The organism is Nostoc sp. NMS4 (genome assembly GCF_017115095.1).
Taxonomy (GTDB): Bacteria; Cyanobacteriota; Cyanobacteriia; order Cyanobacteriales; family Nostocaceae; genus Nostoc.
This window is the reverse complement of the sequence record NZ_JABXKI010000214.1, coordinates 1-24,539: the sequence shown is the minus strand read 5'-3', so window position 1 is coordinate 24,539 and position 24,539 is coordinate 1. Positions and strand designations below refer to the sequence as shown.

Genomic DNA, 24,539 nt, shown 5'->3' with positions numbered 1-24,539 from the left:
GACCTGCGTTTTCGTTAGTCTTCTGAATTACATGGATATCGTATTCTCGCGCATCCAATCCCAAAGTGGCATAAAAGTCCTTGCGTTGGATGTCATTCAGATACATGGTCGCAAACACCGACAACAGGAAGAACCGACTCCATAGCCGTGCTTTCCAATCATTCAACATTTGCGGCTGGGATTTCATCACCGCATCAAAGAAATCGCCGTGACGGTTTTCATCCTGACACCAGTTCTCAAAAAACCGGAAGATTGGATAAACCCGGTCTTCGGGATGTGCTTCTAAATGGCGATAAATCGTGATGTAGCGCCAATAACCGATCTTCTCAGAAAGATAAGTAGCGTAGAAGATAAATTTCGGTTTAAAGAAGGTATAACTGCGACTCTTAGTCAAAAACCCTAAATCGAGCGACAGATTAAAGTCCGACAAAGCTTTGTTCAAAAAGCCAGCGTGACGGGCTTCATCCCGTGACATCAGGTTAAAACACTCTGCCAAGACGGGGTTTTTGCCTTTCAAGCGACGACCAAGTTCTTTATACAGCAAAAAGCCGGAAAACTCTGCTGTACAGGAACGTTCTAGAAATTCAACGAACAACTTGCGAGTTTCCCCGTCAATGTGATCCCAGGATTGTTCAAACTCGGCATCCCGAACAAAGTGGTGGCGGTTGTAGTCGGTGCGAAACTCTTCGAGAATTGCTTGTAACTCGTCTTCGTTGACGGAGATATCCATCCGCGCCATTTCATCAAAATCGGTAGTATAAAACCGAGGTGTTAACAGGGTTTCTTTTGCCGGGACTTTAATCCCTGGCCGGATTTCTTCAAAGCCTGGTTTTTTGAGGGAATCTACCATGTCTTGATTTCTCTTTCGTCTTTATTATCTTAAGTAGACCTTTTGGGTGACGCTTCTTTACGTCGCTACCGCTAACGGCAGTTCCTCATGGGGGAAACCCCATTGGCGCTAGCCTTTCCCTTCGGGAGAAGCTGGGACTGGCTTACCAAAAAGCTAAGGTAATGCTTTGGCAAACTGTAACAGCCCACAATAATCCAATTGTATAAAGTTCAGTCTACCAAGGTGCGGGTGAGAAATTTGTAAGCAAAAGATTAAGAGTTGCAACAATGATTCAATATTTGCGGAACCAAGAATCGCGGATTAGTAGTCAAATAAACATAATTTAGCGATCGCCATTGTTTCGATCGAGTAGAGTAGCACGCACCTCTTGTATTCTCAAAGCACTGCTATCTCAGTAATTTTCAGTGGTTGTTACTACAATCAATATAGAAAGCCCATCTCAAACAACAAGAGCAAATCCAAAAGGTTGAAAACAAGATGAATCTTGAAAACAATCAGCAGCATAAAGACCGGCTTCTTGTCTCTTATATCTTGTGTGCAGTCGGATTTATGGGTGTGGGAGGATTGCACCGCTTCTATAATGGCAAGATCGGAACTGGTTTGTTATGGCTGTTGACTGGTGGTGTGTTTGGTATAGGGCAGTTAGTGGATTTGTTCTTTATCCCCAACATGGTTGACGAATACGAACACAATCTGAGATTAAAAGCGGGTGTATCTCCCTTCGGTGTGCCGTTAAATCAAGCAGTGGTAGCCTCTCAAGTCCACCGACCAACAGGGAATCAACTGATGATGAAACTGATTGAAGCGGCGGAAAGCAAAGATGGTATTTTAACTGTCACTCAAGGTGTAAAGTTCACGGGGGCTAGCTTTGCTGAAGTGGAAGCTACTCTCAAAGAGATGTACAAATCAGGTTATGTAAAAATTGATAACGACCCCAATACTGGAGCCGTTACCTACCATTTTCACGAACTTTAATTGTTATTAGTCATTTGTCCTTTGTCATTTGTCCTTTGTTAAAAACTAATGACTAATGACCAATGACTAATGACTAATGACCAATGACTAATTTATACCTAACCACTTTTGACCGTCTAAGCGCTGAACTAAGCCATATACCAACAAATCGAGGGTAATTTTGCGCTCATCGATTAGGAATGATTCAAGAGTGCTAGGTTTTTTGCCTTCATTACAGGAAAATCCCTTTTTCCCTTGAATATCTTCTTCGGGGAAATAGAGGTTAAACTGACGTTGACCTATTTCCGACCAACTGCCGATAATTTGCCAGCATTCTTCGGCGGATTCAAAGCCAGTGATTGGCATCTTCTGCTTGGCAAAAGACACTTGTAAATCTTGTACGCCTTTTTGAGCGATCGCTTTTTGTAAAGCTGGCAAGTAGTCTTGCTCAATGAACTCTACAAATGGCTTATCTTCAACAGATGGAGCTTTTTCCTTTTTGGCGGCTTTAGCTGCGGCGGGTTTTTCTTCTGTTGCGTCGGCGGCGGGTTTTTCTCCTGTTGCGGCTTTAGCTGCGGCGGCGGGTTTTTCTCGCTTGGGTGCTACAGCAGCTGGTTTAGCAGCATTGGGATTATCTTCGGGGTTTGCGGCTTTCGGATCTGGCGTGTTGGCAGTAGGGATGTCTGTGGCTTCAGGTGAGTCTGTACTTGGAACCTGCTTGTCAGCAGTGGTGGGAGCTACTTCTCCCGCTTGATTTTGATTGGTTTGGTCTGCCATTGCTCAGGTCAATCCTTTAATCTAGCTTTGGGAGCGATCGCTCACCTTGATATATCGGGTATTTTTATTTTGACATACTACTACCCCAAGGCAAAGTTGAAAGAATTGGGCATTGGGCGTTAGGAGTGCTGAGTTAGGAGTTTGGAGTTTTGTTTATCTCCTTGTCTCCCTTGTCCCCCTTGTCCCCCTCATCTCCCTCAAATCCCCTTAAATCCCATACCAGTTTCTACCTGTTGCTGTGCTGGAGTAGAACTCACTTTGTCAGACGCAATGCTAGAATTCTGACGCTTGGTTCCAACTTGGCTCAAGCTTATGCCTACTAAAATCAAGCTACCGCCAATATATTGAGGTAGGGTAGGGGCTTCACCCAAAATTAAATAGGCTGCTATAATTCCCACAATTGGGCCAAATGAGCTAACTAAGGAAGCCATAGAGACAGTAGAAGTTTTCAAGCCTTTAATCCAAAAAGACTGGCCTAGCACCACAATTAACCCGCCATAGAGAAACATCCATTGCCACAAGAATGGTGAGAGGACATCAGCAAAATGATCCCTGCCATAGAGGACTAAAGCAATAAAGAAAAAGATGACAGTTCCTAGTGCAGTCCGAAAAATACTATAGATTCCCAAAGGAATCTGCGAAAGGTGTTTCTTGCTAATGATCGTAGAAGCGGCTATGGCTATAGATGCTGCGGCGGCTAAAAGTTCCCCTATGCCTAAACCGAAACCTCCCATATTCATCGTGGTTTCTGTTGGCGGTTGAAGGATAATAGTTAGGATAACGCCAACAAAGGCTGCGATCGCACCGAGTAATTCCCAAATATTTACCCGTTCTCTCAATAACCAGACTGATAAAGCCAGTGTTAGAGGCGGTTCTAAGCGTCCCACCAAAATAACATTGTTCACCCCTGTGAGTGCTAGTGCCTGGAAAATTAAGCCAGGGGCTAAGGCTCCTGATAAAATAGCTACTGCCGATAGACTGACCCAATCTTTCCTTGAAAGCTGCTTCAAAGTAGCTTTGTTCCACTGCCGCCCATAGATTAAGATCAGAAGTATCAAGGCGCAAAGATTTCCCACGAATAAAACATTACACAAAGAAATCGGATTGCGATGGTCGATCAGATGTTGGGAACCAATTTCTGTGAGTTTCCGAGTCACAGCGCTAGATGCTCCAAAAATTAGCATTGCTAGCCAGAGATATGTTTGTCCCGAAATTCTATGGATTAGGCGATGTGGTTTTTTGGGTCTAGTCACAATAGCATCACTGCAATGAAAGCATTGCTTATCATATTAAGTTACCTTCACGCCCTTCAAAATGAGGTTTTGTTGAGAAAATACTTAAATTATCCTGTGACTTTTAGCAGCCATCGTTACCTGAGAAAATGCTGAGAATTCACTAAATTTTCTCAAGGGATAAATTCATGAAAATAGTAGCTTAGTTTCAATAAGTTCTCACTGCCACCTGAGATGCTTGAGATGTTCAGGATAAAACAAAGAAGAGAAGTAACAAATGAAACTCGCACCCTTTCTTACAAGTGTAGCTTTGGTTGGTTTTTTCACAGTTTGGGACGTACCATTAAAGGCAATCAATCCGTCATTAGTGCAGGCCTCAGCAGCCGAAGAAATGTCTGTAGCAAAAAAACTAGACTTGCTTACTAAGAGTAAGGGTCAAATTGGTAGTGGCGATCAACTACGTCGTTTCTTTTTTGGTGACTTAGAACCAATTGGTATCCAGGTAGGTGGTGCTGGTCACGTAGTTAACCTTTATAACAAAGCTAATGATGTCACATTCGCTTACTGTTCGCATTATGATGTGATTGTTGCCATTAAGAAAGGCAAGGTAACTAAATTTGAACCTAGCGAAGTGAAGTAAGCTAAACCACATCTAGTTTGCATATTCAAAATTAATATAACTCTTGTGGGGTGGGCATCTTGCCCGCCCTAATTATGCAAGTTAAATGTGGAACAGCTTAACTTAATACCGTATTGGATTAAAAGCTGCCAGAATTATTACAATTTGGGAAAATAATAAAGTAAGTCGAATATTATACGACTGACCCAAATTATTCTAGGAAAATATGACTCATCCTTTCCTTGAACGCCTGTGTAGCCCAGATAGTCCAGTCCTGGTTTTCGACGGGGCGATGGGAACCAACTTACAAACCCAAAACCTAACTGCTGAAGACTTCGGCGGCCCACAGTATGAAGGTTGTAACGAATACTTAGTCCACACGAAACCCGAAGCTGTGGCTAAGGTTCACCGCGACTTTCTCGCTGCTGGTGCTGATGTGATTGAAACCGATACCTTTGGCAGTACGTCCCTGGTGCTGGCAGAATATGACTTGGCAGACCAAGCTTATTACCTCAGCAAGACAGCCGCAGAATTGGCCAAGCGTGTGGCTGCGGAATTTTCTACGCCCGAAAAACCCCGGTTTGTGGCAGGTTCCATCGGCCCCACAACGAAACTCCCTACCTTGGGACATATTGACTTTGACACCATGAAAGCGACTTTTGCCGAACAAGCAGAGGCGCTGTGGGATGGTGGTGTGGATTTATTTTTGGTGGAAACTTGCCAAGATGTGCTGCAAATTAAGGCGGCGCTGAATGCTATCGAAGAGGTATTTGTTAAAAAGGGCGATCGCAGACCGTTGATGGTGTCTGTGACAATGGAAAGCATGGGGACAATGTTGGTAGGTTCCGAAATCAGTGCTGTGCTGACAATTCTTGCACCTTACCCGATAGACATTCTCGGTCTAAATTGTGCCACCGGCCCAGACTTGATGAAACCACATATCAAGTATCTGGCAGAACATTCGCCTTTTATAGTTTCCTGTATTCCCAACGCGGGTTTACCTGAAAATGTCGGCGGTCAAGCACACTACCGCCTGACACCGTTAGAATTACGGATGTCATTGATGCATTTTGTTGAAGATTTGGGTGTCCAAGTGATCGGGGGTTGCTGTGGGACACGTCCAGAACACATTCAACAATTGGCAGAACTTGCTAAAGACCTGAAGCCAAAAGTTAGACATCCTAGCTTGGAACCGGCAGCAGCATCAATTTATACTACTCAGCCTTACGATCAAGATAATTCTTTCTTGATTGTTGGTGAACGTCTCAACGCTAGTGGTTCCAAAAAGTGCCGCGATTTGCTAAATGCGGAAGATTGGGATGGACTCGTTTCAATGGCGAGAGAACAAGTCAAAGAAGGCGCACATATCCTCGATGTCAACGTGGATTATGTGGGACGTGACGGGGTGCGGGATATGCACGAATTAGTTTCGCGCATTGTAAATAATGTCACATTGCCTTTAATGCTTGACTCCACCGAATGGGAAAAAATGGAGGCAGGTTTAAAGGTTGCCGGTGGTAAGTGTTTGTTGAACTCCACCAACTACGAAGATGGGGAACCGCGCTTTTTAAAGGTGCTGGAGTTAGCGAAGAAATACGGGGCTGGTGTAATTATTGGTACTATCGATGAAGATGGAATGGCGCGGACAGCAGACAAAAAGTTTGCGATCGCACAACGTGCATACCGTCAAGCTGTAGAATATGGCATACCACCCACAGAAATATTCTTTGATACCCTCGCGTTACCAATTTCCACCGGGATTGAAGAAGACCGAAAAAACGGTAAAGCCACAATTGAATCTATCCGGCGCATTCGTGAAGGATTACCTGGATGTCATGTGATTTTGGGTGTTTCCAATATTTCCTTTGGTTTGACTCCAGCCTCGCGGATGGTGCTAAACTCGGTGTTTCTGCACGAAGCGACGACGGCGGGAATGGATGCAGCCATTGTTAGCGCTAACAAAATTTTACCCCTGGCGAAGATTGACGATCGCCATCAAGAAATTTGTCGGCAGTTGATTTATGATGAGCGGAAGTTTGAGGGTAACGTTTGCGTATATGATCCTTTGGGAGAGCTTACCACAGTGTTTGCTGGGGTGACAACTAAGCGCGATCGCTCCTTAGATGAAAGTCTCCCCATTCCAGAACGTCTCAAACGCCATATCATCGACGGCGAACGCATTGGCTTAGAAGAACATCTGAAAAAAGCCTTAGAAGAACATCCCCCTTTGCAAATTATCAACACCTTCCTACTAGATGGGATGAAAGTTGTCGGGGAATTATTCGGTTCTGGACAAATGCAACTACCCTTCGTCTTGCAATCTGCGGAAACCATGAAGGCGGCGGTAGCGTTTCTAGAACCTTTCATGGAAAAATCTGAATCAGGTAACAATGCCAAGGGAACCTTTATCATTGCCACAGTGAAAGGGGATGTTCATGACATTGGTAAAAACTTGGTGGATATCATCTTATCCAACAACGGTTACAAGGTGATTAACCTAGGAATTAAACAGCCAGTAGAAAATATCATCAACGCTTACGAACAGTACAAACCTGATTGTATTGCCATGAGTGGTTTGCTGGTGAAATCCACCGCCTTCATGAAAGAGAATTTGGAGGTATTCAACGAAAAGGGAATTAGTGTCCCTGTGATATTAGGTGGTGCGGCGCTGACTCCCAAGTTTGTCTATGAAGATTGCCAAAAAGCCTATAAAGGTAAAGTTGTTTATGGCAAAGATGCCTTTTCTGACTTGCACTTTATGGATAAATTAATGCCAGCAAAAGCTGCTGATAACTGGCAAGATTTACAAGGATTTTTGAACGAAGTCGAAACGGCTGAAGTTTCCACGAATGGTAACAATGAATCAGTAACTACAACTGGTGAGAAAACAACATCTGCTGAACCAAAAGAAGTAGATACCAGACGTTCTGATGCTGTGGCGATAGATATTGAACGTCCTACGCCACCTTTTTGGGGAACGGAGTTATTGCAGCCTAGTGATATTCCCATCGAGGAAATATTCTGGCACTTGGATTTACAAGCTTTGATTGCTGGACAGTGGCAATTCCGCAAACCAAAGGAACAATCTAAGGAAGAATATCAGGCTTTCTTAGCTGAGAAAGTTCACCCAGTTTTAGAAACTTGGAAACAGCGAATTATTGAGGAGAAGCTGTTACATCCCCAAGTGATTTACGGGTATTTCCCCTGTCAAGCTGAGGGGAATTCTCTACATATATATGACTCAGAAAACCACTCCCAACAGGTTGCAACTTTCGAGTTTCCTAGACAGAAGTCTTTAAGGCGGTTGTGCATAGCAGATTTCTTTGCACCAAAGGAGACGGGAATTATTGATGTGTTCCCAATGCAAGCGGTGACTGTGGGTGAAATTGCCACAGAATTTGCCCAAAAGCTGTTTGCTGCCAATCAATACACCGATTATCTGTATTTCCACGGAATGGCGGTGCAGGTAGCGGAAGCTATAGCTGAATGGACACACGCCAGAATTCGCCGCGAGTTAGGTTTTACTGCTGAGGAACCCGACAATATTCGGGATATATTGGCACAACACTATCGTGGTTCGCGGTATAGTTTTGGTTATCCAGCTTGTCCAAATATTCAGGATCAGTATAAGCAACTGGAGTTATTGCAGACTGACAGAATTAAGTTGTATATGGATGAAAGTGAACAACTTTATCCAGAACAGTCTACCACTGCGATTATTACCTATCACCCGTTAGCCAAATACTTTAGCGCGTAGAATCCTACTCGTTAACACAATACGCTTGGTGTTAGTGAGATTTTGTCCTGAAAAATCCACCTTCAAAGCCTCTCTCTTTCTAGGCTAAGGTGTACACACAAGTCCTTCTCACCCCCTCTAACTCCCCCTTGCTAAGGGGGAGAACCGGATATTTCCACCTTTACAAGGCTACGGTGTACACACAAGTCAAATTACCCCCCTTATAAAGGGGGGAAAAAAGAAATCTAGTTCCCTCCCCTTTGCAAGGGGAGGGTTAGGGTGGGGTAAAACCTTGGTTAATCAGCTATTTCAAGCTTGTGTATACACCGTAGCCTTCTAGGAGATGTATGGTATACAAACGAAACAAGATACTGTTACTTTGATGATTGTTCCGGGAATCCTGTAGTTGTATACCCACCAAATTTATTAATCTCTCAGCTTAGGTAGGCTTATTTATGCAACTCATCACCTCCTTAGATATTAGAAATGCAGAATATTTATCAAAAAATCGCCTCATCAGTTACCATCACCAGTTGCGTCTAATTTTTTCGCTGGGTAATCAGGTAAAAAACGTTCTGGAAATTGGGATTTTTAATTCTCTGTTAACAGACATCCTGAAGAATAATGGATACAACGTCTCCACTGCTGATGTTGACCCCAGCCTCAAGCCAGAAATAATTTTGGATTTGACTACAGATTTTTCATTACCAAAAGATAAATTTGATGCGATTGTCCTATTTCAAGTTCTAGAACACTTCCCCTACGAACAGTCAGAAGAAGCATTGAGAAAACTTGCGATCGCAACCAAGAAATTTTTGGTGATTTCGATTCCCTATTGCACTCAATACCTCTCGTTTCAGGTGAAAACCTCTTTCTCAGGTAGACCAAGGCATTTACTATTCAATATGCCAAAATTCTGGAGTACAACCCCAGTCTGTGACGAACACTACTGGGAAATGGGTTTGAAAGGTTATCCGAAAACCCGGATTTTAAACTCTGTTGCCAAAGCTGGATTAACTGTTAAGCAAGAATTTATCGATCCTACTTATCCATACCATTATTTTTTGGTGTTGGAGAAGAATTCTAGTAATACTTAAACAGCAATCTGTGGGGAGTGGGAAGTCGGAAGTAGGGGAATCCGAATCAGAAAATGGCGGCAAACAATGCTTAAAAAAGGTGCGATCGCCTAAGTTATGATTTTACAATCCTAATTGGTATCATGTGCTTCTGTGTTATCCGGGTTTATCCTGGAAAACAGAGGGCTAAGTTGTATTACCTACTATCATAATTTCAGATACTAACATCGAAAACTACCAATTATGCTAGAACAAGGCACTATCAGTATTCATACTGAGAATATTTTCCCGATCATCAAGAAGTCGCTTTACTCAGATCATCAAATCTTCTTGCGGGAACTGGTATCCAACGCTGTAGATGCTATCCAAAAGCTAAAAATGGTATCCCGCGCCGGAGATTATGCTGGAGATATCGGCGAAGGGGAAATTGAAATTGCCATTGACAAAGATAAAAAAACCCTATCCATTTCCGATAACGGTATCGGGATGACCGCAGATGAAGTTAAGAAATATATCAATCAAGTTGCCTTCTCTAGTGCTGAAGAATTTATTAATAAGTATGAAGGCAAATCAGATCAACCAATAATCGGCCATTTCGGTCTTGGTTTCTACTCTTCCTTCATGGTGGCGCAAAAGGTAGAAATTGATACCCTCTCTTATCAAGAAGGCACGCAAGCGGTTCACTGGACTTGCGATGGTTCGCCAGCTTTCACTTTAGAAGAATCTTCCCGGACAACTCGCGGTACTACTATTATTCTTAGTTTGCAAGGAGAAGAAGAGGAATTTCTCGAAGCTGCACGAATTAAGAATCTTGTCAAGACATACTGCGACTTTTTGCCAGTTCCAATTAAACTGGACGCTGAAGTAATAAATAAGCAAAAAGCACCGTGGCGAGACTCCCCAAGTAACCTAACTCAAGAAGATTATTTAGAGTTTTACCGCTACCTGTATCCTTTTCAGGAGGAGCCATTATTATGGGTACATCTAAATACAGACTATCCCTTTATTATCAACGGGATTCTGTATTTCCCGAAAATGAGACCGGATGTAGATGTTACCAAAGGGCAGATTAAGCTATTTTGCAATCAAGTTTTTGTTAGCGACAACTGCGAAGAAATTATCCCGCAATTTCTGATGCCGATGCGGGGTGTGATTGATAGTACCGATATTCCTCTGAACGTATCGCGTAGTGCTTTACAAGGCGATCGCACCGTGAAGCGAATTGGTGATTACATTGCCAAAAAAGTAGGCGATCGCCTCAAAGAACTTTTCCGCGATAACCGCGAACAATACATTAGCGCCTGGAAAGACCTCGGCACTTTCGTAAAGTTCGGCGTTCTCAATGATGAGAAATTCAAAAAACAAATCGAAGATATCATCGTCTTCCGCACCACCGCCAAGCTGACAGAAAAACCTGCTGCTGAAACTCCAGTGGTCGAGGTACAGTCTTCAGAGGATGATGCTTGGCAAGATGTGACTCCCTCACCCAATGCTGAGAACTCAGCACCCAGCGCACCTTACACCACGCTGAAAGAGTATCTAGAACGTAATAAAGAACGCAACGAAAACCGGGTTTTCTACACCACCGATGGAGCAACCCAAGCTACATACATAGAACTGCACAAAAATCAAGGCTTGGAAGTCCTATTTATGGACTCATTCATCGACACCCACTTTATCAACTTTTTAGAGCGGGAATATCAGGATGTCAAATTTACGCGGGTAGACTCAGATTTAGATAATACCCTGCTAGAACAAGATAAAGCTACGGAAATTGTCGATCCTAAGACAAACAAAACTCGCAGTGAGACGATTAAAGAGTTATTTGAGAAATCCCTCAACAAACCCAAACTTAACATCCGTACTGAAGCTTTGAAATCAGACGATCCTCAAGGAACACCACCTGCGATCGTGCTTTTACCAGAGATTCTCCGCCGTCTGCGGGAAATGAACGCCATGATGCAGCAGCAGTCAGCAGAGTTTCCCGAAGATCACGTTTTGGTGGTGAACACTGCTCACCCACTGATTCAAAACCTGGCAAATATTAGCCAAGGTAGTATCATTCAAGGTGACGGTCAATCGTCTACAGATCAATTAGTGAACTTGATTTGTCAACACGTCTACGATTTAGCGCTGATGTCTCAGAAAGGATTTGACGCAGAAGGAATGAAATCTTTCGTCGAGCGATCGAATGAGGTACTCACTAAGTTGACGGAACAAGCGAGTAAGTAGTGCTGAGTGCTGAGTGGGAAGTTAGGAGTTAGGAGTTAGGAGAGACGCGATTAATCGCGTCTGTACAAGAGTTAGGAGTTTTGTTTATCTCCCTCATCTCCCTCATCTCCCCACTCCCCATTCCCCACTTCTGTTGCCTAAGACCTAAAATGGAAAGGCTGTATTAAAATAACAATCTGGAGATACTTGCTATGTCCCGTCGCTGTGAACTAACTGGTAAGAAAGCAAATAACGCTTTTTCTGTTTCCCACTCTCACCGTCGTACTAAGCGCCTTCAACACGCTAATCTGCAAGACAAGCGTATTTGGTGGGAAGCTGGAAATCGCTGGGTAAGATTAAAGCTATCTACTAAAGCAATCAAAACCCTACAAATTAATGGGTTAGAAGCAATGGCGAAAAAAGCTGGTATTAATCTAAATCATTACTAAGTAATGGGGATTTCATAACCCGAAACTTTTGTAGGGTGAAATGCAGGTAATTCGTAGGGTAGGACAGCTAGCTGTCCTACCCTATTAGTTTTGATGGTTTGTAGTAAGCACTTTAGCTTCAACAAACTGAATTATTGCACCACCAAATCGTCGATTTGGTGGGGGTGTTAAACCCGATTATTCAGACGCGACTCGAAAATACTCGCTATCCGCCACCGATGCACTGAGTTTCGACTGCGCTCAACTACCGCCGGTCATTGTGTCGTACAAAATTCGTTTTGACCATCAGGTGTTAATGACTAGTATAACACCCATGCTGTGTATTGATTTCAGTGCTTTTACCCTGACAGAACCCCTTTGATTGCGGGTAGAAATATATGAAATCTTTATTTTTAAACTCTATGTATTTTAAAATAGGCGGCATTGTGGGAGCGATCGCTATTTTATTGAGTAATGGTAGTGTATTTGCTGAAGATGCACAAAGATATATCACCGTAGGGCATGATAAATTAGGAAACAGTGTAGCTCTAGATACAAAAACTATTAAGGGTACAACATACAAGCTTTACGGAATGTATGGTGATGGCATCTTCGAGACTACGTTCGATGCTTCGTGCAAAGAATCGCGGCTTTTTCGGAATCGCATTGCCATTTATGGATCAAATGGACAGCTACTTGAAGAAGATCAAGAAAAAGGAGAAATACCTTTTGTAGCCAATTCTTCACCAGGTAAAGGAATGCAATTTGTTTGTCAAAAGATTGGTGCAGCTGGTTGGTAGGGAATGGAGAATGGGGAGATGAGGGAGACAAGGGAGATGAGGGAGACAAGGTAGACAAGGAGATAAACAAAACTCCTAACTCTTGTACAGACGCGATGAATCGCGTCTCTCCTAACTCCTAACGCCCAATGCCCAGGTAGAAAATACTAAGGACAAAACAACGTGTCACGCGTATCTCGTCCTGTGATAGGATTAGTCCCTTTGGCTAGTTTGCACAATTTTTTTTGCTCATCGGGACGCAGCAGCGTATCGGTAAAATCTGCTCCGTCAATGATTGCGCCATCAAATCTGGCGTTAGCAGCAAAAGCACCTTCCAACAGTGCATTTGTCAAATTTGCTCTGACTAAACGAGCCGAGTCTAAAGTGGCATTTCTTAAATCAGAACCCTCCAAATTCGCAGACTCTAAATTTGCGGCAAAGAAACTGACACCGTTCAAATTGGCTCGGCTGAAGTTGCTCTGGCGAAGATTAGCTTTGGTAAAGCTGGAGTCTGTTAAATCACGTCCAGAGAAATCAGCTTCGACCAAAATTTCTTTATTATATTCGAGTGCCAAAGCTGTTGTAGCAAAACCTACGGTTGCAGTGATGGCAACTATTCCCCACAGGAATACGCTGAGTATACTTGCCCAAACTCGGGCGCTTAACTTAGAATTCATGCTATTTTTAGCCAATGGCGAACCCTCCTCCATCTCATTATCCTTGAGTCAGAGATATTAGCGCAAAAATCCTTTAAAAATATTTTTATGAATACTAATTCAAGTTCATCCGACGATTTGAACATTGCCTTCGCACGACTTCAGGCTATTGAGTGGCACGGGTAACTACTAGAAACTCTTATTTTCCTGTTGAATTAAATAACCGAGAATACTAAAGTTTATATGCATTGTCCAAATAGTGGTCATTTAGGAGAAGACCTAGTAGCCCAATGGTTACAATCTACAGGTTGGATAATTCTCCATCGTCGCTTTTCTTGTCGCTGGGGGGAAATCGATATTATTGCTCAACATGATGGACGAACCGAGGAAAAACTCGTTACTCAGCACTCATTATTGGCATTTGTTGAGGTGAAAACCCGCAGTTCAGGTAGTTGGGATGCGGGGGGAAGAAGCGCAATCACCCCACAAAAGCAAGAAAAAATCTGGCGGACAGCTGGAATATATTTAGCCCAGTACCCTGAAAAGGCAGATTATTCTTGTCGATTTGATGTTGCTATTGTCTACTGTCAAAAGATATCAAAAAATTTGAATGGGGTTACAGCAAACCAGGAAGCTTTAGCTACTTCATCAGTACCGGGATATAAGTTTAAGCTGCAAGAATACATTCTGGCAGCTTTTGACTCTTCAATCGAGCGTGGCTAATTGGTAATGGATAAAATATCTTGATTACCAATGACCAATAATTTTGTTGTGGCGTTACAACCAAATAGTCTCACGCCAAAGTTTCTGGACAGTAACCTAAGCCTCTGACAAACTGTTGCCGGAAGGCTTCAATTTCATCTCTCTCTGGGCTACCATGAGAAACGATCGCTACTTGATAACGACGCATCACATCTACAGGGCATTGTCCGGCTTCCAAACTCCAAAGTGCCATTTGCACCCTCATTGGCGGTTCGTAGCTAATTCCTAATTCATTTAGAAAAGCCCGAAAGTCGCCATCTTCTTGGGGCGAGACTTGACCTTTGAGTTTGATCCTAACCACCCAGCCATCAATTTGATGAATTACGGTGACGAACGAAACTGGTGTCTGGGGTCTAGCGTGGAGGTGTTGAACGACCCTCAGGGTTAGACTGGCATTTGCCAGATAGTACAAGTATTCCATGTTTGTTGGTGCTTGGGATCAAAGCCAATCCTACATATCTATATTCGTCAATAAGTACCTGTTCCCGGTAGGGTAAAAGCCCCCGTTTTTAGATGGGGAGGTTTACCCAATTTTCATATTAATTTTTCCGTGTTACTTAATAGTAACAATCTTATAGCCTGGTGGCAAAACTGAGCGAAGATGCCTTAAAGTTCCTTTAGAAGGGAAAGCTCAACTCAGCTTTTTTTTAAGAGAGTATAAATACTAAATAAAGCACAAACTCGTACAAGCCAATTTGAAAGATACTTCTAGCCCTCAAGAAAAAGATTTGGAATTAGATTGCTCGGTAGCTGGCTATGACTACAAACTACCTCCAGAACTCATTGCTCAAAATCCAGCAGTTCCTAGAGATAGTTCGCGGTTATTAGTAGTGGATTCTCCTATTACAGGCATCGAAACAGCACCTCTACACCACATTTTCCATGATTTACCTGCACTATTGCGCTCTGGTGATTTGTTGGTTATGAACAATACAAGAGTTATTCCAGCGCGGCTTTATGGTTATAAATCCACTGGTGCTAAAATCCAGGTGTTGCTATTGGAAGAAAGGCAGCATAACTGTTGGTTAGCTTTAGTTAAACCAGGAAAAAGCTTCAAACTGGGAGCTAAGATTATTTTTGAACCAAGGCAAGGGGAAGCAGGGGAGGCAGGGGAGGCAGGGGAGGCAGGGGGAGAAAATTTTACCTCATCCTCCTCATCCCTTCACCTCCTTACGGCTACGGTTCTAGAAACAGACGCAGCAACCGGAGGGCGTTTGTTGCAATTTGATGTACCAGAGGGAAAGACTTTGGTGCAACTGTTAGAGGTATTTGGTGAAGTACCGTTACCACCATACATTACTACCTCAGAAGCTGTCGATGAGCAGTATCAGACAGTTTATGCTAAACAGCCAGGAGCGATCGCAGCTCCGACGGCAGGATTACACTTTACAACAGAATTATTACAACAGTTGCGCGATCGCCAAATTAATCAAGCTTTTGTGACGCTACACGTTGGTGTCGGTACATTTCGCCCTGTGGAAGTGGAGGATGTAACTACCCATCAGATGCATGAAGAATGGATTGAAGTTCCCGCCACTACAGTAGAGCAAATCCGCGCTACCAAGGCTGCTGGCGGTCGGATTATTGCTGTAGGAACAACGGCAGTACGGGCTTTAGAAGGGGCGGCTCAATCGGGTAATTTACAACCATTTTGCGGAAAAACTGACTTATTTATTTATCCCGGCTACCAATGGCGGGTGGTGGATGGTTTGATTACGAATTTTCACCTACCGCGTTCTAGTTTGTTGATGTTGGTAAGTGCGTTAATTGGCAGACAACGGTTATTGAATTTATACAATGAAGCGATCGCTTTTGGATATCGCTTTTATTCATTCGGTGATGCCATGCTAATTTTGCCGTCAGCTGTGGGAATGGGGAGTTAGGAGAGACGCGATGAATCGCGTCTGTACAAGAATGTGGAATTTTTTCTTTCGTAGTGGGTACTCTGACTTATGAGGAGTTAAAAATAAGTACAGGTCTGCTATTAATGTCTGAAAAATATCTATTTTCTCATTGGTTAAATTTATTTTGTCAGGTGACACTCGGTAGCTGTTCTGCGTTTTTGGTATTGGCTGCACCGACAATGACTAATTTCCCCGTTAGCAAGCTGCTAGCAGAAACTGCAATTTCTCAGGATCTCGAAGCAGCTAGCTTTTTCCAGCAGGGAGTGACGCGCTATAACCGCCAAGACTTACAAGGTGCGGAATATGCCTTTCGCCAAGCATTGCAGCGAGATCCTAACCTTGGGGCAGCACGGAATTATTTAGGTAATATATTCATGGGGCAAAATCGTCTGGATGTAGCTTTACAAGAATTTACAGAGGCGATTAAAGTTAATCCCAATTTTAGCGAAGCTTATTACAACTTAGGGTTAGTGTTGCACCGGCAAGGGGAAAAAGATGCAGCGATTACGGCTTATCGCCAGAGTTTGGTGATAGATTCCACAAGGGTGGCAGCGCTGTATAATTTGGGTTTATTGCTCTATGAACAAGGAAATTTTGAGGAAGCGATCGCTGCATATCAAAAAGCAGTTAGTCTAGATGGCAGCAATGCCAATGCTTATCTTAACTTAGCGATCGCCTTGCAACAACAAGGTCAAATAGAACCTGCGATCGCCGCTTATCGCCAAGCCTTGCAACTAAATCCGAAAAGTGCCTCAGCTTACTATAATTTGGGAGTAACTTTATATAATCAGGGCGAACTCAAAAAAGCCAGTGGAGTCTTGAAACGCGCTCACAATGAATATCGTCAGCAAGGCAATATTGAACAAGCCCAGAAAATTGAGCAGCTAATGCAGCAAATTGCCCAGAAAAGTGGGCAACAGCAACCTCAAGCCAGTCAAACAGCTACTCCTTCTCAGAGTTCAGATTCTACAAGTAATGTAGTCCAAACACCTGAGCCACAGACGGCAAATCAATCAGAAACGCCCGCGAACCCTGCCTCAACTGAACCACAATCCACTTCAACAAGTCCCGGACAATAACAATTCAAAATTCAAAATCACTTTCTCTACGTATGCGAACAGCGTATCGCAGCCAGACACTGCGCTAACAAAATTCAAAATTAATATTCTCACCTTATTTAAAAACATACGTGGTAGCCTACCACCAGTATGTTTTTTTTTGAATTATATTTCGTCTCAATACTACTTTTTTCATGAGTGCAACACTTTACCAGCAAATTCAACAGTTCTACGATGCTTCCTCTGGTCTGTGGGAACAGATTTGGGGCGAACACATGCACCACGGTTATTACGGCGCTGATGGTAGCCAGAAAAAAGACCGTCGTCAAGCTCAAATTGATTTAATCGAAGAATTGCTCAATTGGGCGAGGGTAGAAGCAGCAGAAAATATCCTTGATGTGGGTTGTGGCATTGGTGGCAGTTCTTTATACCTGGCAGAAAAGTTTAATGCTCAGGCTACAGGAATTACTTTGAGTCCTGTGCAAGCGGCGAGAGCAACGGAACGGGCGGCGGAGGCTAATTTGAGCCTGAAAACTCAATTCCAGGTGGCCAATGCTCAAGCAATGCCTTTTGCTGACAATTCTTTTGATTTGGTTTGGTCGCTGGAAAGCGGCGAACACATGCCAGATAAAACTAAGTTTCTCCAGGAGTGCTATCGGGTGTTGAAACCTGGTGGGAAGTTAATTATGGTGACATGGTGTCATCGACCGACTGATAAGTTACCACTGACGGCGGATGAAGAAAAGCACTTGCAAGATATTTATCGGGTGTATTGTTTGCCTTATGTGATTTCTTTACCAGAGTATGAAGCGATCGCACGTCAACTTCCATTAAACAATATTCGCACCGCCGATTGGTCAACTGCCGTCGCCCCTTTTTGGAATGTAGTCATTGATTCGGCGTTTACCCCCCAAGCGCTTTGGGGCTTACTCAATGCCGGTTGGACTACCATTCAAGGGGCATTATCCCTGGGGTTGATGCGTCGCGGTTATGAGCGCGGGTTAGTTCGGTTTGGCTTATTGTGCGGGAATAAGTAGAAACATTCTTTGGGAAAAGACCGCGCTGTTTCACCACAGCGCGATCGCACTACAATTAACCTTGATTTGGGAATCATGCGATCGCATTCAAAGGATTTTACAGAAATATGACCATTCAAAAAAACATTGAGCTGAATCTTGGATGTTTTCTTAATCCCGCCAATAAAAAGATAGTTGTCAATTTAGCCAGTGAAGATATTTTAAATTTAATCACACAAGAATTAAAAACTCGTTACTCCCCAGAAACTCAAAAAAACTTACTTGAGGAGAGTTCAAAGTTATTGCCTGGTTTTGTATTTCAAGAATTATTACAACGCCAACAGCAGGTAGTAGATGTTAAACCAGATAGTTTAATTGTCGTTAGCTGTCAGATAACAGAGGCAGAGGTCGATGACTTGGGATTTGATTTAAATGCCGAAGTATATTTTGTAATTGGAGATACAAAAGGTCAAAACCATTTTCGCGCTAATCAAATAGTCCTTTGGTCGAATATATGGGGTGATGAAGAACAGCCTTTCGATTTAGAAGATGAACTAGGTGAACAATTTTGGACAAGTTATCAAATCCAGTTACTTTTTGATGAAAAAGAGCAGCAAAAAATTGAACTGGAAGTATCACAAACAGATGATTATGCCGCGAGATTAGAATTTTCCCCATCACTAAAAAGATTTTCACCATCCATAGTTCCCTTTACGGATAATGAATTATAAAAATTATTATCCGCACATCCAGTGAATGTAAATTAATCATTTATATTCACTGAAAATTTTATTTTTTGGAAGTTCACTATTAAAAAGATGAAGTATTTAATTCCTCCTGATTTTTCATTGTGGATCGATAATTGAACCCATAAACAAAATGCTTCCCGTCTGATTATCTCTAATAGCACAGAAGAAAGGACGATCGACAATCATTCGGAATGGTTCTGGTTCTTGTCTCAAAGATGTTGCTACTATTCCTACTGAAGTCGCCGCAGCCGCTTCGGTGCCTTCTTCGTTCACTTCAACAAAAGTTTTATGCTTAACTTCGCTAATAGCAAAATTTTTACCCATGCCAGAGAAATTGGCTTTGTTGCTAAAAGCCTCTCCCATACCTAAACTTTTTAAAGCATCATTGAGTGTAATATCGTAATCTGTTTTGAAGCGGGGTAGGCGAATAAATCCTTTTTGTTTGTTGAACTGAGTCATCCATTTTCCCCAGTTATCAACACTCAAGTTTTGGTAGAACGCTTTTAAGTTAGAGTTCTGTTTGGGTAAGAAGATATAAAAACTCATCTTACCATCTTTACCATAAGGTAAACTAACTGCTTGAAATTCTTCGCTTTCATAGTATCTATAATCACCCTTTTGTGACATCATCGGGTGTTGTTTTCGCCTACCAGATGTGATGTAAAAAGGGTATAGAGCAGTTTGTTTTTTGTCAAACTCGTTACTCCAATTACCTTTAAAATATATGGCATTAATCAGAAATAAAACTTGGTTTGGTTCAATTTTTTCAACTATTTTAGTAATTTTGCCGTTAGTATTTTCTTTTACCCAGTTATTAATAATACTAGATGCGGCGGCATCTTTAAAGTTCAAATTGCTGACTTTGGCTTGATAGAAGTCTTGGGTTCTGTTGAGAAAGTCTGGCACAAAGCTCACATCTTGATTTGCCCACAGTGAGTTAGCGATCTTCAATTGCACTTTCGTATCCGAATTGTCTAAAAGCTGTTTTAATACCGCCGCGTAAGAAGAGTTAATGTCTGGTAGATTTATCCCCTGTAATTCTAGGGTTTTTGCCATTGCTTGTTGAGTCGAGCCGCTAGCGCCGTTGTAGGTCATAGCAAGAGCGATCGCCACACTCGAAGGTGAGATAAAAATATTTTTCTCACCCCGATCGTTTTTCAGAACTTCTGAAAATAATTTGAAGCCAAACTTATTGCTAGACTCAACTATTTTTGTATCAGTGTTGGCTGTTTTTTTTTGCAATGGAGTTTCTGGCTGAGGTAAACTAGATTGGGCAAGGGCGCTTTTATTACTATCGACTTGAGAACACCCTAATACACTAAATAGAACAACACTTGCAGCTGCCAGCGCATAACGTCTGCCTAGACTAACACCGTAACGTCTTTGCAGGAAATTTTCTTTTGCATCACTCAATTTCTGCCGATTCATTCTGCTACCTCACTTGCCAAAGATTCCCGATCTGTGCTGAGAGTTGACGCAGATACTGTGTCAATGACTAACTATTGCATTTACTCCAATATAAAAATGGGACTGTTACAGAAACTGTAACAGCAAATTATTCGCTCAGAAGAATTAAACACAACTTGTGGAGTTCCTAATTCCTTATTGAGACGGCTATGCAGACGAGTTCTAAAAAATTTTGATTTCTAAGAATTTTTATCTTTACGTATAAACGTATTGTAAGCTACGTAATCACAAAATAACTAATTCTATTGGGTTTTTATAGATAAAATGGCGTTTCTTAGTTGCACGAAATACAGAGCTTTCGTAGAAACACACGGCTGTCATGGGTATCAACTTAGAACTAGGACAATGGAATTGTCTTTGCACTAGCCCACCAACAGGAAATTAAGTGTTTGAAACCCGCTTGCGCGGGTTTTTAGTATGTAGATGTGGTTTCTAATACTAATTGCGCTATCTATTTCAATTAATAGGTACACTCCACCAAGCTAAACTGTAGGGTTGAGTCGCTTCATTGAACTTTTGACGAAACTGGACGCGGATTTTGTAATTGCCAGCAGCAGGAACGGGGCAGAAAATATGTTCTACACTATCAATTTGGCTGATTGAAGAGCAAACAGCACCAGTATCTGAACTTTGGGCATCAGCTTTTACTAAGTATAGGTCGAGATTATTTAAACCGCGATCGCTAAAACTTTCACCTACATCATATTGCTGGTTTTTATTTCTATCATTGAGTTCTACCAATCGATCCCAACTCAAGGTGATAGCAACAAAACTTCCCTGCTTTAACGGTTTTGCTAATATATAGTTAACAGATGCTCCAACATCGACTGTGCGATAATCCCAACCAATAGCCGGTACCACAGCTGATGGTTGCCATTGACCAGCACTAAATTGCTGATAAGCGCGAAATACGTTCAAATGACCCGCTCCCATTTGGGCATCCAAGGGAATCTTTGGATCTTTATAAGCATCAGAATCTAGCCAGTTTTGATTTTGTTTATCAATTAGCGTCCGGGTCATTCCCAACTTTAAGCCATCGCCGCTATCTAAAATTTTGTCTGCTGAATTCAGCAATACAGCTTTCATTACTTGATGATGCCGAGAATCGATGCTCCAATGGGGTTGTTTTATCCGCATTTGTCTGTCACCAAATTCTTGTAACAGAGCAACAGTAGCTGTAACTTGAGGCGCTGCAAAACTTGTACCTGTAACCTTGTTCAATTTGCCATCTGGATTTAGCAAGGGAATATTATTGCCAGGAGCAACTAAACTAATAGCGCGACGACCATCAAGGTCAAACTCCCTTCCCGCGAGTCTTCCGCTCACCCCTTGGTTAACACCCGCCAGATTCGCTACGTCTACTTTGTTAAAAACTCCCCCACGGCGGGATGAAAAAGCCACATTTATGGCGTTAAAATTATCTGTAGGAATAGGAATACCACCCTTACCCTGGTTGCCAGCGATCGCATACAAAACATCATGAGCGCGACTAGACCAGTCAACACATAAAGTTAGTAAAGCATTGCCGTCTAAAGTAGCTTCCGGGCGAGGATCGCGGCTCAGAGGTTCCCCAAAGCTAAAGTTAATGGCACGGACATCGCCACCATTTTGTAACGCTATATGTTGTGCCGATAAGCACTCTTCTGGCTGACCCATATTTTTAGTAGAACCGACTGCTGATGAATACAATCGCGCTCCCGGCGCAATTCCTGGCAAAGCTTTGTCTTGACTCACCATCACACCAGCGACATTGTAGGCGTGGGGGTCAACACCAGTATTAGACTTAGCTGGGCCATTGCGTAAAAAAACCGCCGCTAAAGATATGGCACGATTTTTAGACACCGCCTTATCCCATCCAAACATTCCTGGCCGGCCAATTTCCACTTGACCAATAGCAATCTTACGACCGATTAAATTATAAGGAGGTTTATGTAGCTTCAGAGCATCAATGCCATTAGTTCCTAGTGCAGATTCTAAAGCTGAAGCAATTACTGGCGCACTCAGACAAGAAGCAGTTAATCCCCAAATTATCCAGGTTAGTTTTTTAGTCATTAGTTATTTGTCATTGGTCATTTGTCATTTGTCATTTGTCATTGGGCATTTGTCATTGGGCATTAGGCATGGGTTATTCACCTTGTCTCCCTTGTCTCCCTTGTCTCCCTTGTCCCCCTTGTCTCCCCGATCCCCACTCCCCAAAAAACCGGGATCAAAATTATGAGTCTTGTTCAATGTTTTGTTACAATGCGTACAGACGAGGACGCTTAAAAACCCACTAGCCATGACCCAAAACCTATCTCAAAAGCCCATTGTAATTTCTCCATCTATCCTATCAGCCGATTTTAGCCGCTTGGGTGACGAAATTCGTGCCGTAGATGCAGCTGGAGCGGATTGGATTCATGTTGATGTCATGGACGGTCGTTTTGTACCTAATATTACGATAGGCCCTCTGATTGTGGAGGCGATTCGTCCGATTACAACCAAACCACTGGATGTCCATTTGATGATTGTGGAGCCAGAAAAGTATGTAGAGGGATTTGCTAAGGCGGGTGCTGATATTATCTCCGTACACTGCGAGCATAACGCTTCCCCACACCTGCACCGCACCTTGGGGCAAATTAAAGAGCTTGGTAAGAAAGCTGGAGTTGTACTTAATCCTGGTAGCCCTCTAGAACTAATTGAATATGTTCTAGATTTGTGCGATTTAGTCCTAATTATGAGCGTCAACCCTGGTTTTGGTGGTCAAAGCTTTATCCCTGGTGTATTACCCAAAATCCGCAAGCTGCGCCAAATGTGTGATGAACGTGGTCTTGACCCCTGGATTGAAGTGGATGGGGGACTGAAGGCAAATAATACCTGGCAAGTTTTGGAAGCGGGAGCCAATGCGATCGTCGCCGGTTCAGCTGTGTTTAATGCTAAAGATTATGCTGAGGCTATTACAGCAATTCGCAACAGTAAGAGTCCTACTCCAGAATTAGCCAAGGTTTAATTCATTTTTGAATTAACCATTAAACAAAAGATGTTCTGGATTAATTTCACCAGATGTCTATTCTCAACAAAAAATAAGCTGGACAAATTGCCCAGCTTATTTTTATTTATATACAAATAAAAAACTGGAAGTTATTCAAGTTTTGAACTTCCAGTAGTTGCGATATAAATTGAAAGTTTAGAAACTAAAGACAATCCAGGTTGGGAGGACTAGGATTACAATAGTCGAAAGAGAAGTCGAAAGAGAAGCGTATGAGCTACTAGTTCTAACAACCACAGATAAAAATTTCACCGTAACTTTTCTATTTCCGTTCCTAGAATTGATGTTAAGCGTTTGCTTTATTAACTAAAGCAACACCAACCACAGGATAGAAAGTTTTATAAGCATTACTCGCACCGTCTGCAGTCGGTGAAAGCTGTGTAAAATTTGGATTGGGGGAATCCACCTCCCCAAATTCTGTTTGCTCAAACTTTCTCAGAAAAAGAACCACCAGTAGCAACGGTTGGATTGTTAGTCTTGGTCTAGGAGTTATTTACTCCATAAAATGCTGACTACTTTTGTAATCAGTTTGATTTATTTCATAGTCAGAACTAATCGTTGATTTTATTTTTTAAATTAACTTGCTTGCCAAATCACCTCTATTTTTGTTTAAGTTGTAGTTGTTATTAGTTTACCAATATCATTAGTATATATTTGCCATTTTGCCATATTTTTGCAAAATACTATCGAATTAATGACTGCTATAGAAAACCTGTTATGCTATAAATTTTAAATTAGCATAACAGGCTTTCAGATAATCAATCAATTTGAGAGCAGAATCTATTAATTCCAAATACTTTTTAATTGAATCCACAAGATTTCAAGGAAATGTCTTGAACATTTTCTGGTTTTAATGGCGATTTGCTTGATTGATGTTCGTTAATTTGCTGGGTCAATCTCTGATCTAAACTACTACCACGAATTTCTGCTTTTTGCTTTCTAACTACTTCTAGATAAGCTACGTCTTTAATTTTGCCTAAGCAGCTTGATGAGACATTATTATCAGAGCGAGAATCATGAGCGTGTTTCAGCATTTTTAGATTTTCACTTTGCTGTTGTTTTGTCCTATCGGTTTGAGAGTTTTCTTTGAGCAATCGATTGTATGTGCGATATGGAATGTAATGGAGAGGATTATAACCACCAAATCGCAGCATTAAAACACACGCCCAGGAATACTTTCCAGCCAGAATTGCTTCAACTACTTTGTCAAATTGTTGAGCTTTCACTGTCTTATCTAAGT

21 protein-coding genes are annotated in these 24,539 nt (G+C 42.2%); 13 read left to right on the top strand and 8 right to left on the bottom strand.

What is annotated here, in order from left to right:
- The coding region (acsF, locus tag HWQ37_RS18500) for a magnesium-protoporphyrin IX monomethyl ester (oxidative) cyclase (protein WP_292749483.1) at positions 1-850 on the bottom strand (850 nt) is incomplete at its 3' end.
- A 477-nt stretch (positions 851-1,327) separates the two neighbouring features.
- Between acsF and HWQ37_RS18495 the strand changes: the two genes are divergently transcribed.
- A complete protein-coding gene (locus tag HWQ37_RS18495) occupies positions 1,328-1,825 on the top strand; it encodes a TM2 domain-containing protein (RefSeq protein ID WP_292749481.1) in 498 nt (165 codons plus the stop codon).
- Between the two features lie 87 nt (positions 1,826-1,912).
- On the opposite strand, the gene HWQ37_RS18490 is transcribed toward HWQ37_RS18495, so the two are convergent.
- A complete protein-coding gene (locus HWQ37_RS18490) occupies positions 1,913-2,581 on the bottom strand; it encodes a DUF2996 domain-containing protein (RefSeq protein ID WP_292749479.1) in 669 nt (222 codons plus the stop codon).
- A gap of 197 nt (positions 2,582-2,778) precedes the next feature.
- Positions 2,779-3,834 (bottom strand): DMT family transporter, encoded by a 1,056-nt coding sequence (locus tag HWQ37_RS18485; RefSeq protein ID WP_292749477.1) that lies wholly within the window; start codon positions 3,832-3,834, stop codon positions 2,779-2,781.
- 256 nt (positions 3,835-4,090) lie between these two features.
- On the opposite strand from HWQ37_RS18485, the gene HWQ37_RS18480 reads away from it, so the two are divergent.
- The 6 genes from HWQ37_RS18480 to HWQ37_RS18455 all read left to right on the top strand — a co-directional run bounded on the left by HWQ37_RS18480 (position 4,091) and on the right by HWQ37_RS18455 (position 12,683).
- Positions 4,091-4,453, top strand: coding sequence for a hypothetical protein (locus tag HWQ37_RS18480; RefSeq protein WP_292749475.1), 363 nt, complete (start codon positions 4,091-4,093; stop codon positions 4,451-4,453).
- A 205-nt stretch (positions 4,454-4,658) separates the two neighbouring features.
- The gene (gene metH, locus HWQ37_RS18475; RefSeq protein WP_292749473.1) at positions 4,659-8,189 is read left to right on the top strand and encodes a methionine synthase; all 3,531 of its coding nucleotides are present in this window, start codon (positions 4,659-4,661) and stop codon (positions 8,187-8,189) included.
- Between the two features lie 434 nt (positions 8,190-8,623).
- Positions 8,624-9,265 (top strand): class I SAM-dependent methyltransferase, encoded by a 642-nt coding sequence (locus HWQ37_RS18470; RefSeq protein ID WP_292749471.1) that lies wholly within the window; start codon positions 8,624-8,626, stop codon positions 9,263-9,265.
- A 222-nt stretch (positions 9,266-9,487) separates the two neighbouring features.
- Positions 9,488-11,476 (top strand): molecular chaperone HtpG, encoded by a 1,989-nt coding sequence (htpG, locus tag HWQ37_RS18465; protein ID WP_292749469.1) that lies wholly within the window; start codon positions 9,488-9,490, stop codon positions 11,474-11,476.
- 191 nt (positions 11,477-11,667) lie between these two features.
- On the top strand, positions 11,668-11,904 hold the full coding sequence (gene rpmB, locus HWQ37_RS18460; RefSeq protein WP_292749467.1) for a 50S ribosomal protein L28: 237 nt from the start codon (positions 11,668-11,670) through the stop codon (positions 11,902-11,904).
- A gap of 401 nt (positions 11,905-12,305) precedes the next feature.
- The gene (locus tag HWQ37_RS18455; RefSeq protein WP_292749465.1) at positions 12,306-12,683 is read left to right on the top strand and encodes a hypothetical protein; all 378 of its coding nucleotides are present in this window, start codon (positions 12,306-12,308) and stop codon (positions 12,681-12,683) included.
- A 146-nt stretch (positions 12,684-12,829) separates the two neighbouring features.
- Here HWQ37_RS18455 and HWQ37_RS18450 read toward each other — a convergent pair whose 3' ends face one another.
- Positions 12,830-13,339, bottom strand: a complete 510-nt coding sequence (locus tag HWQ37_RS18450) for a pentapeptide repeat-containing protein (RefSeq protein WP_292749463.1) — start codon at positions 13,337-13,339, stop codon at positions 12,830-12,832.
- 222 nt (positions 13,340-13,561) lie between these two features.
- Between HWQ37_RS18450 and HWQ37_RS18445 the strand changes: the two genes are divergently transcribed.
- Positions 13,562-14,041, top strand: coding sequence for a YraN family protein (locus HWQ37_RS18445; protein WP_292749461.1), 480 nt, complete (start codon positions 13,562-13,564; stop codon positions 14,039-14,041).
- 70 nt (positions 14,042-14,111) lie between these two features.
- Here the strand turns inward: HWQ37_RS18445 and HWQ37_RS18440 are convergent, their stop codons facing one another.
- Positions 14,112-14,501: a hypothetical protein gene (locus tag HWQ37_RS18440; protein WP_012412259.1), complete on the bottom strand. Its 390-nt coding sequence runs from the start codon at positions 14,499-14,501 to the stop codon at positions 14,112-14,114.
- 274 nt (positions 14,502-14,775) lie between these two features.
- Here HWQ37_RS18440 and queA point away from each other — a divergent pair, with 274 nt between their 5' ends.
- The 4 genes from queA to HWQ37_RS18420 all read left to right on the top strand — a co-directional run bounded on the left by queA (position 14,776) and on the right by HWQ37_RS18420 (position 18,789).
- Positions 14,776-15,963, top strand: a complete 1,188-nt coding sequence (queA, locus tag HWQ37_RS18435) for a tRNA preQ1(34) S-adenosylmethionine ribosyltransferase-isomerase QueA (protein ID WP_465249705.1) — start codon at positions 14,776-14,778, stop codon at positions 15,961-15,963.
- Between the two features lie 104 nt (positions 15,964-16,067).
- Positions 16,068-17,063 (top strand): tetratricopeptide repeat protein, encoded by a 996-nt coding sequence (locus HWQ37_RS18430; RefSeq protein ID WP_292749459.1) that lies wholly within the window; start codon positions 16,068-16,070, stop codon positions 17,061-17,063.
- 173 nt (positions 17,064-17,236) lie between these two features.
- Positions 17,237-18,079 (top strand): methyltransferase domain-containing protein, encoded by an 843-nt coding sequence (locus HWQ37_RS18425; protein WP_292749457.1) that lies wholly within the window; start codon positions 17,237-17,239, stop codon positions 18,077-18,079.
- Between the two features lie 107 nt (positions 18,080-18,186).
- Complete coding sequence (locus tag HWQ37_RS18420; protein ID WP_292749456.1) at positions 18,187-18,789, top strand: hypothetical protein; 603 nt, start codon at positions 18,187-18,189, stop codon at positions 18,787-18,789.
- A gap of 114 nt (positions 18,790-18,903) precedes the next feature.
- On the opposite strand, the gene HWQ37_RS18415 is transcribed toward HWQ37_RS18420, so the two are convergent.
- Both HWQ37_RS18415 and HWQ37_RS18410 read right to left on the bottom strand, forming a co-directional pair.
- Positions 18,904-20,235, bottom strand: coding sequence for a serpin family protein (locus tag HWQ37_RS18415; RefSeq protein WP_292749454.1), 1,332 nt, complete (start codon positions 20,233-20,235; stop codon positions 18,904-18,906).
- 495 nt (positions 20,236-20,730) lie between these two features.
- Positions 20,731-22,326 carry a S8 family serine peptidase gene (locus tag HWQ37_RS18410; RefSeq protein WP_292749452.1) on the bottom strand — a complete coding sequence of 532 codons (1,596 nt, stop codon included), beginning with the start codon at positions 22,324-22,326 and terminating at the stop codon, positions 20,731-20,733.
- A 226-nt stretch (positions 22,327-22,552) separates the two neighbouring features.
- Here HWQ37_RS18410 and rpe point away from each other — a divergent pair, with 226 nt between their 5' ends.
- Complete coding sequence (gene rpe, locus HWQ37_RS18405; RefSeq protein ID WP_292749450.1) at positions 22,553-23,260, top strand: ribulose-phosphate 3-epimerase; 708 nt, start codon at positions 22,553-22,555, stop codon at positions 23,258-23,260.
- Between the two features lie 839 nt (positions 23,261-24,099).
- Here the strand turns inward: rpe and HWQ37_RS18400 are convergent.
- Positions 24,100-24,539, bottom strand: a 440-nt coding sequence (locus tag HWQ37_RS18400) for a HetP family heterocyst commitment protein (RefSeq protein ID WP_292749448.1), incomplete at its 5' end; no start/stop codon positions are given.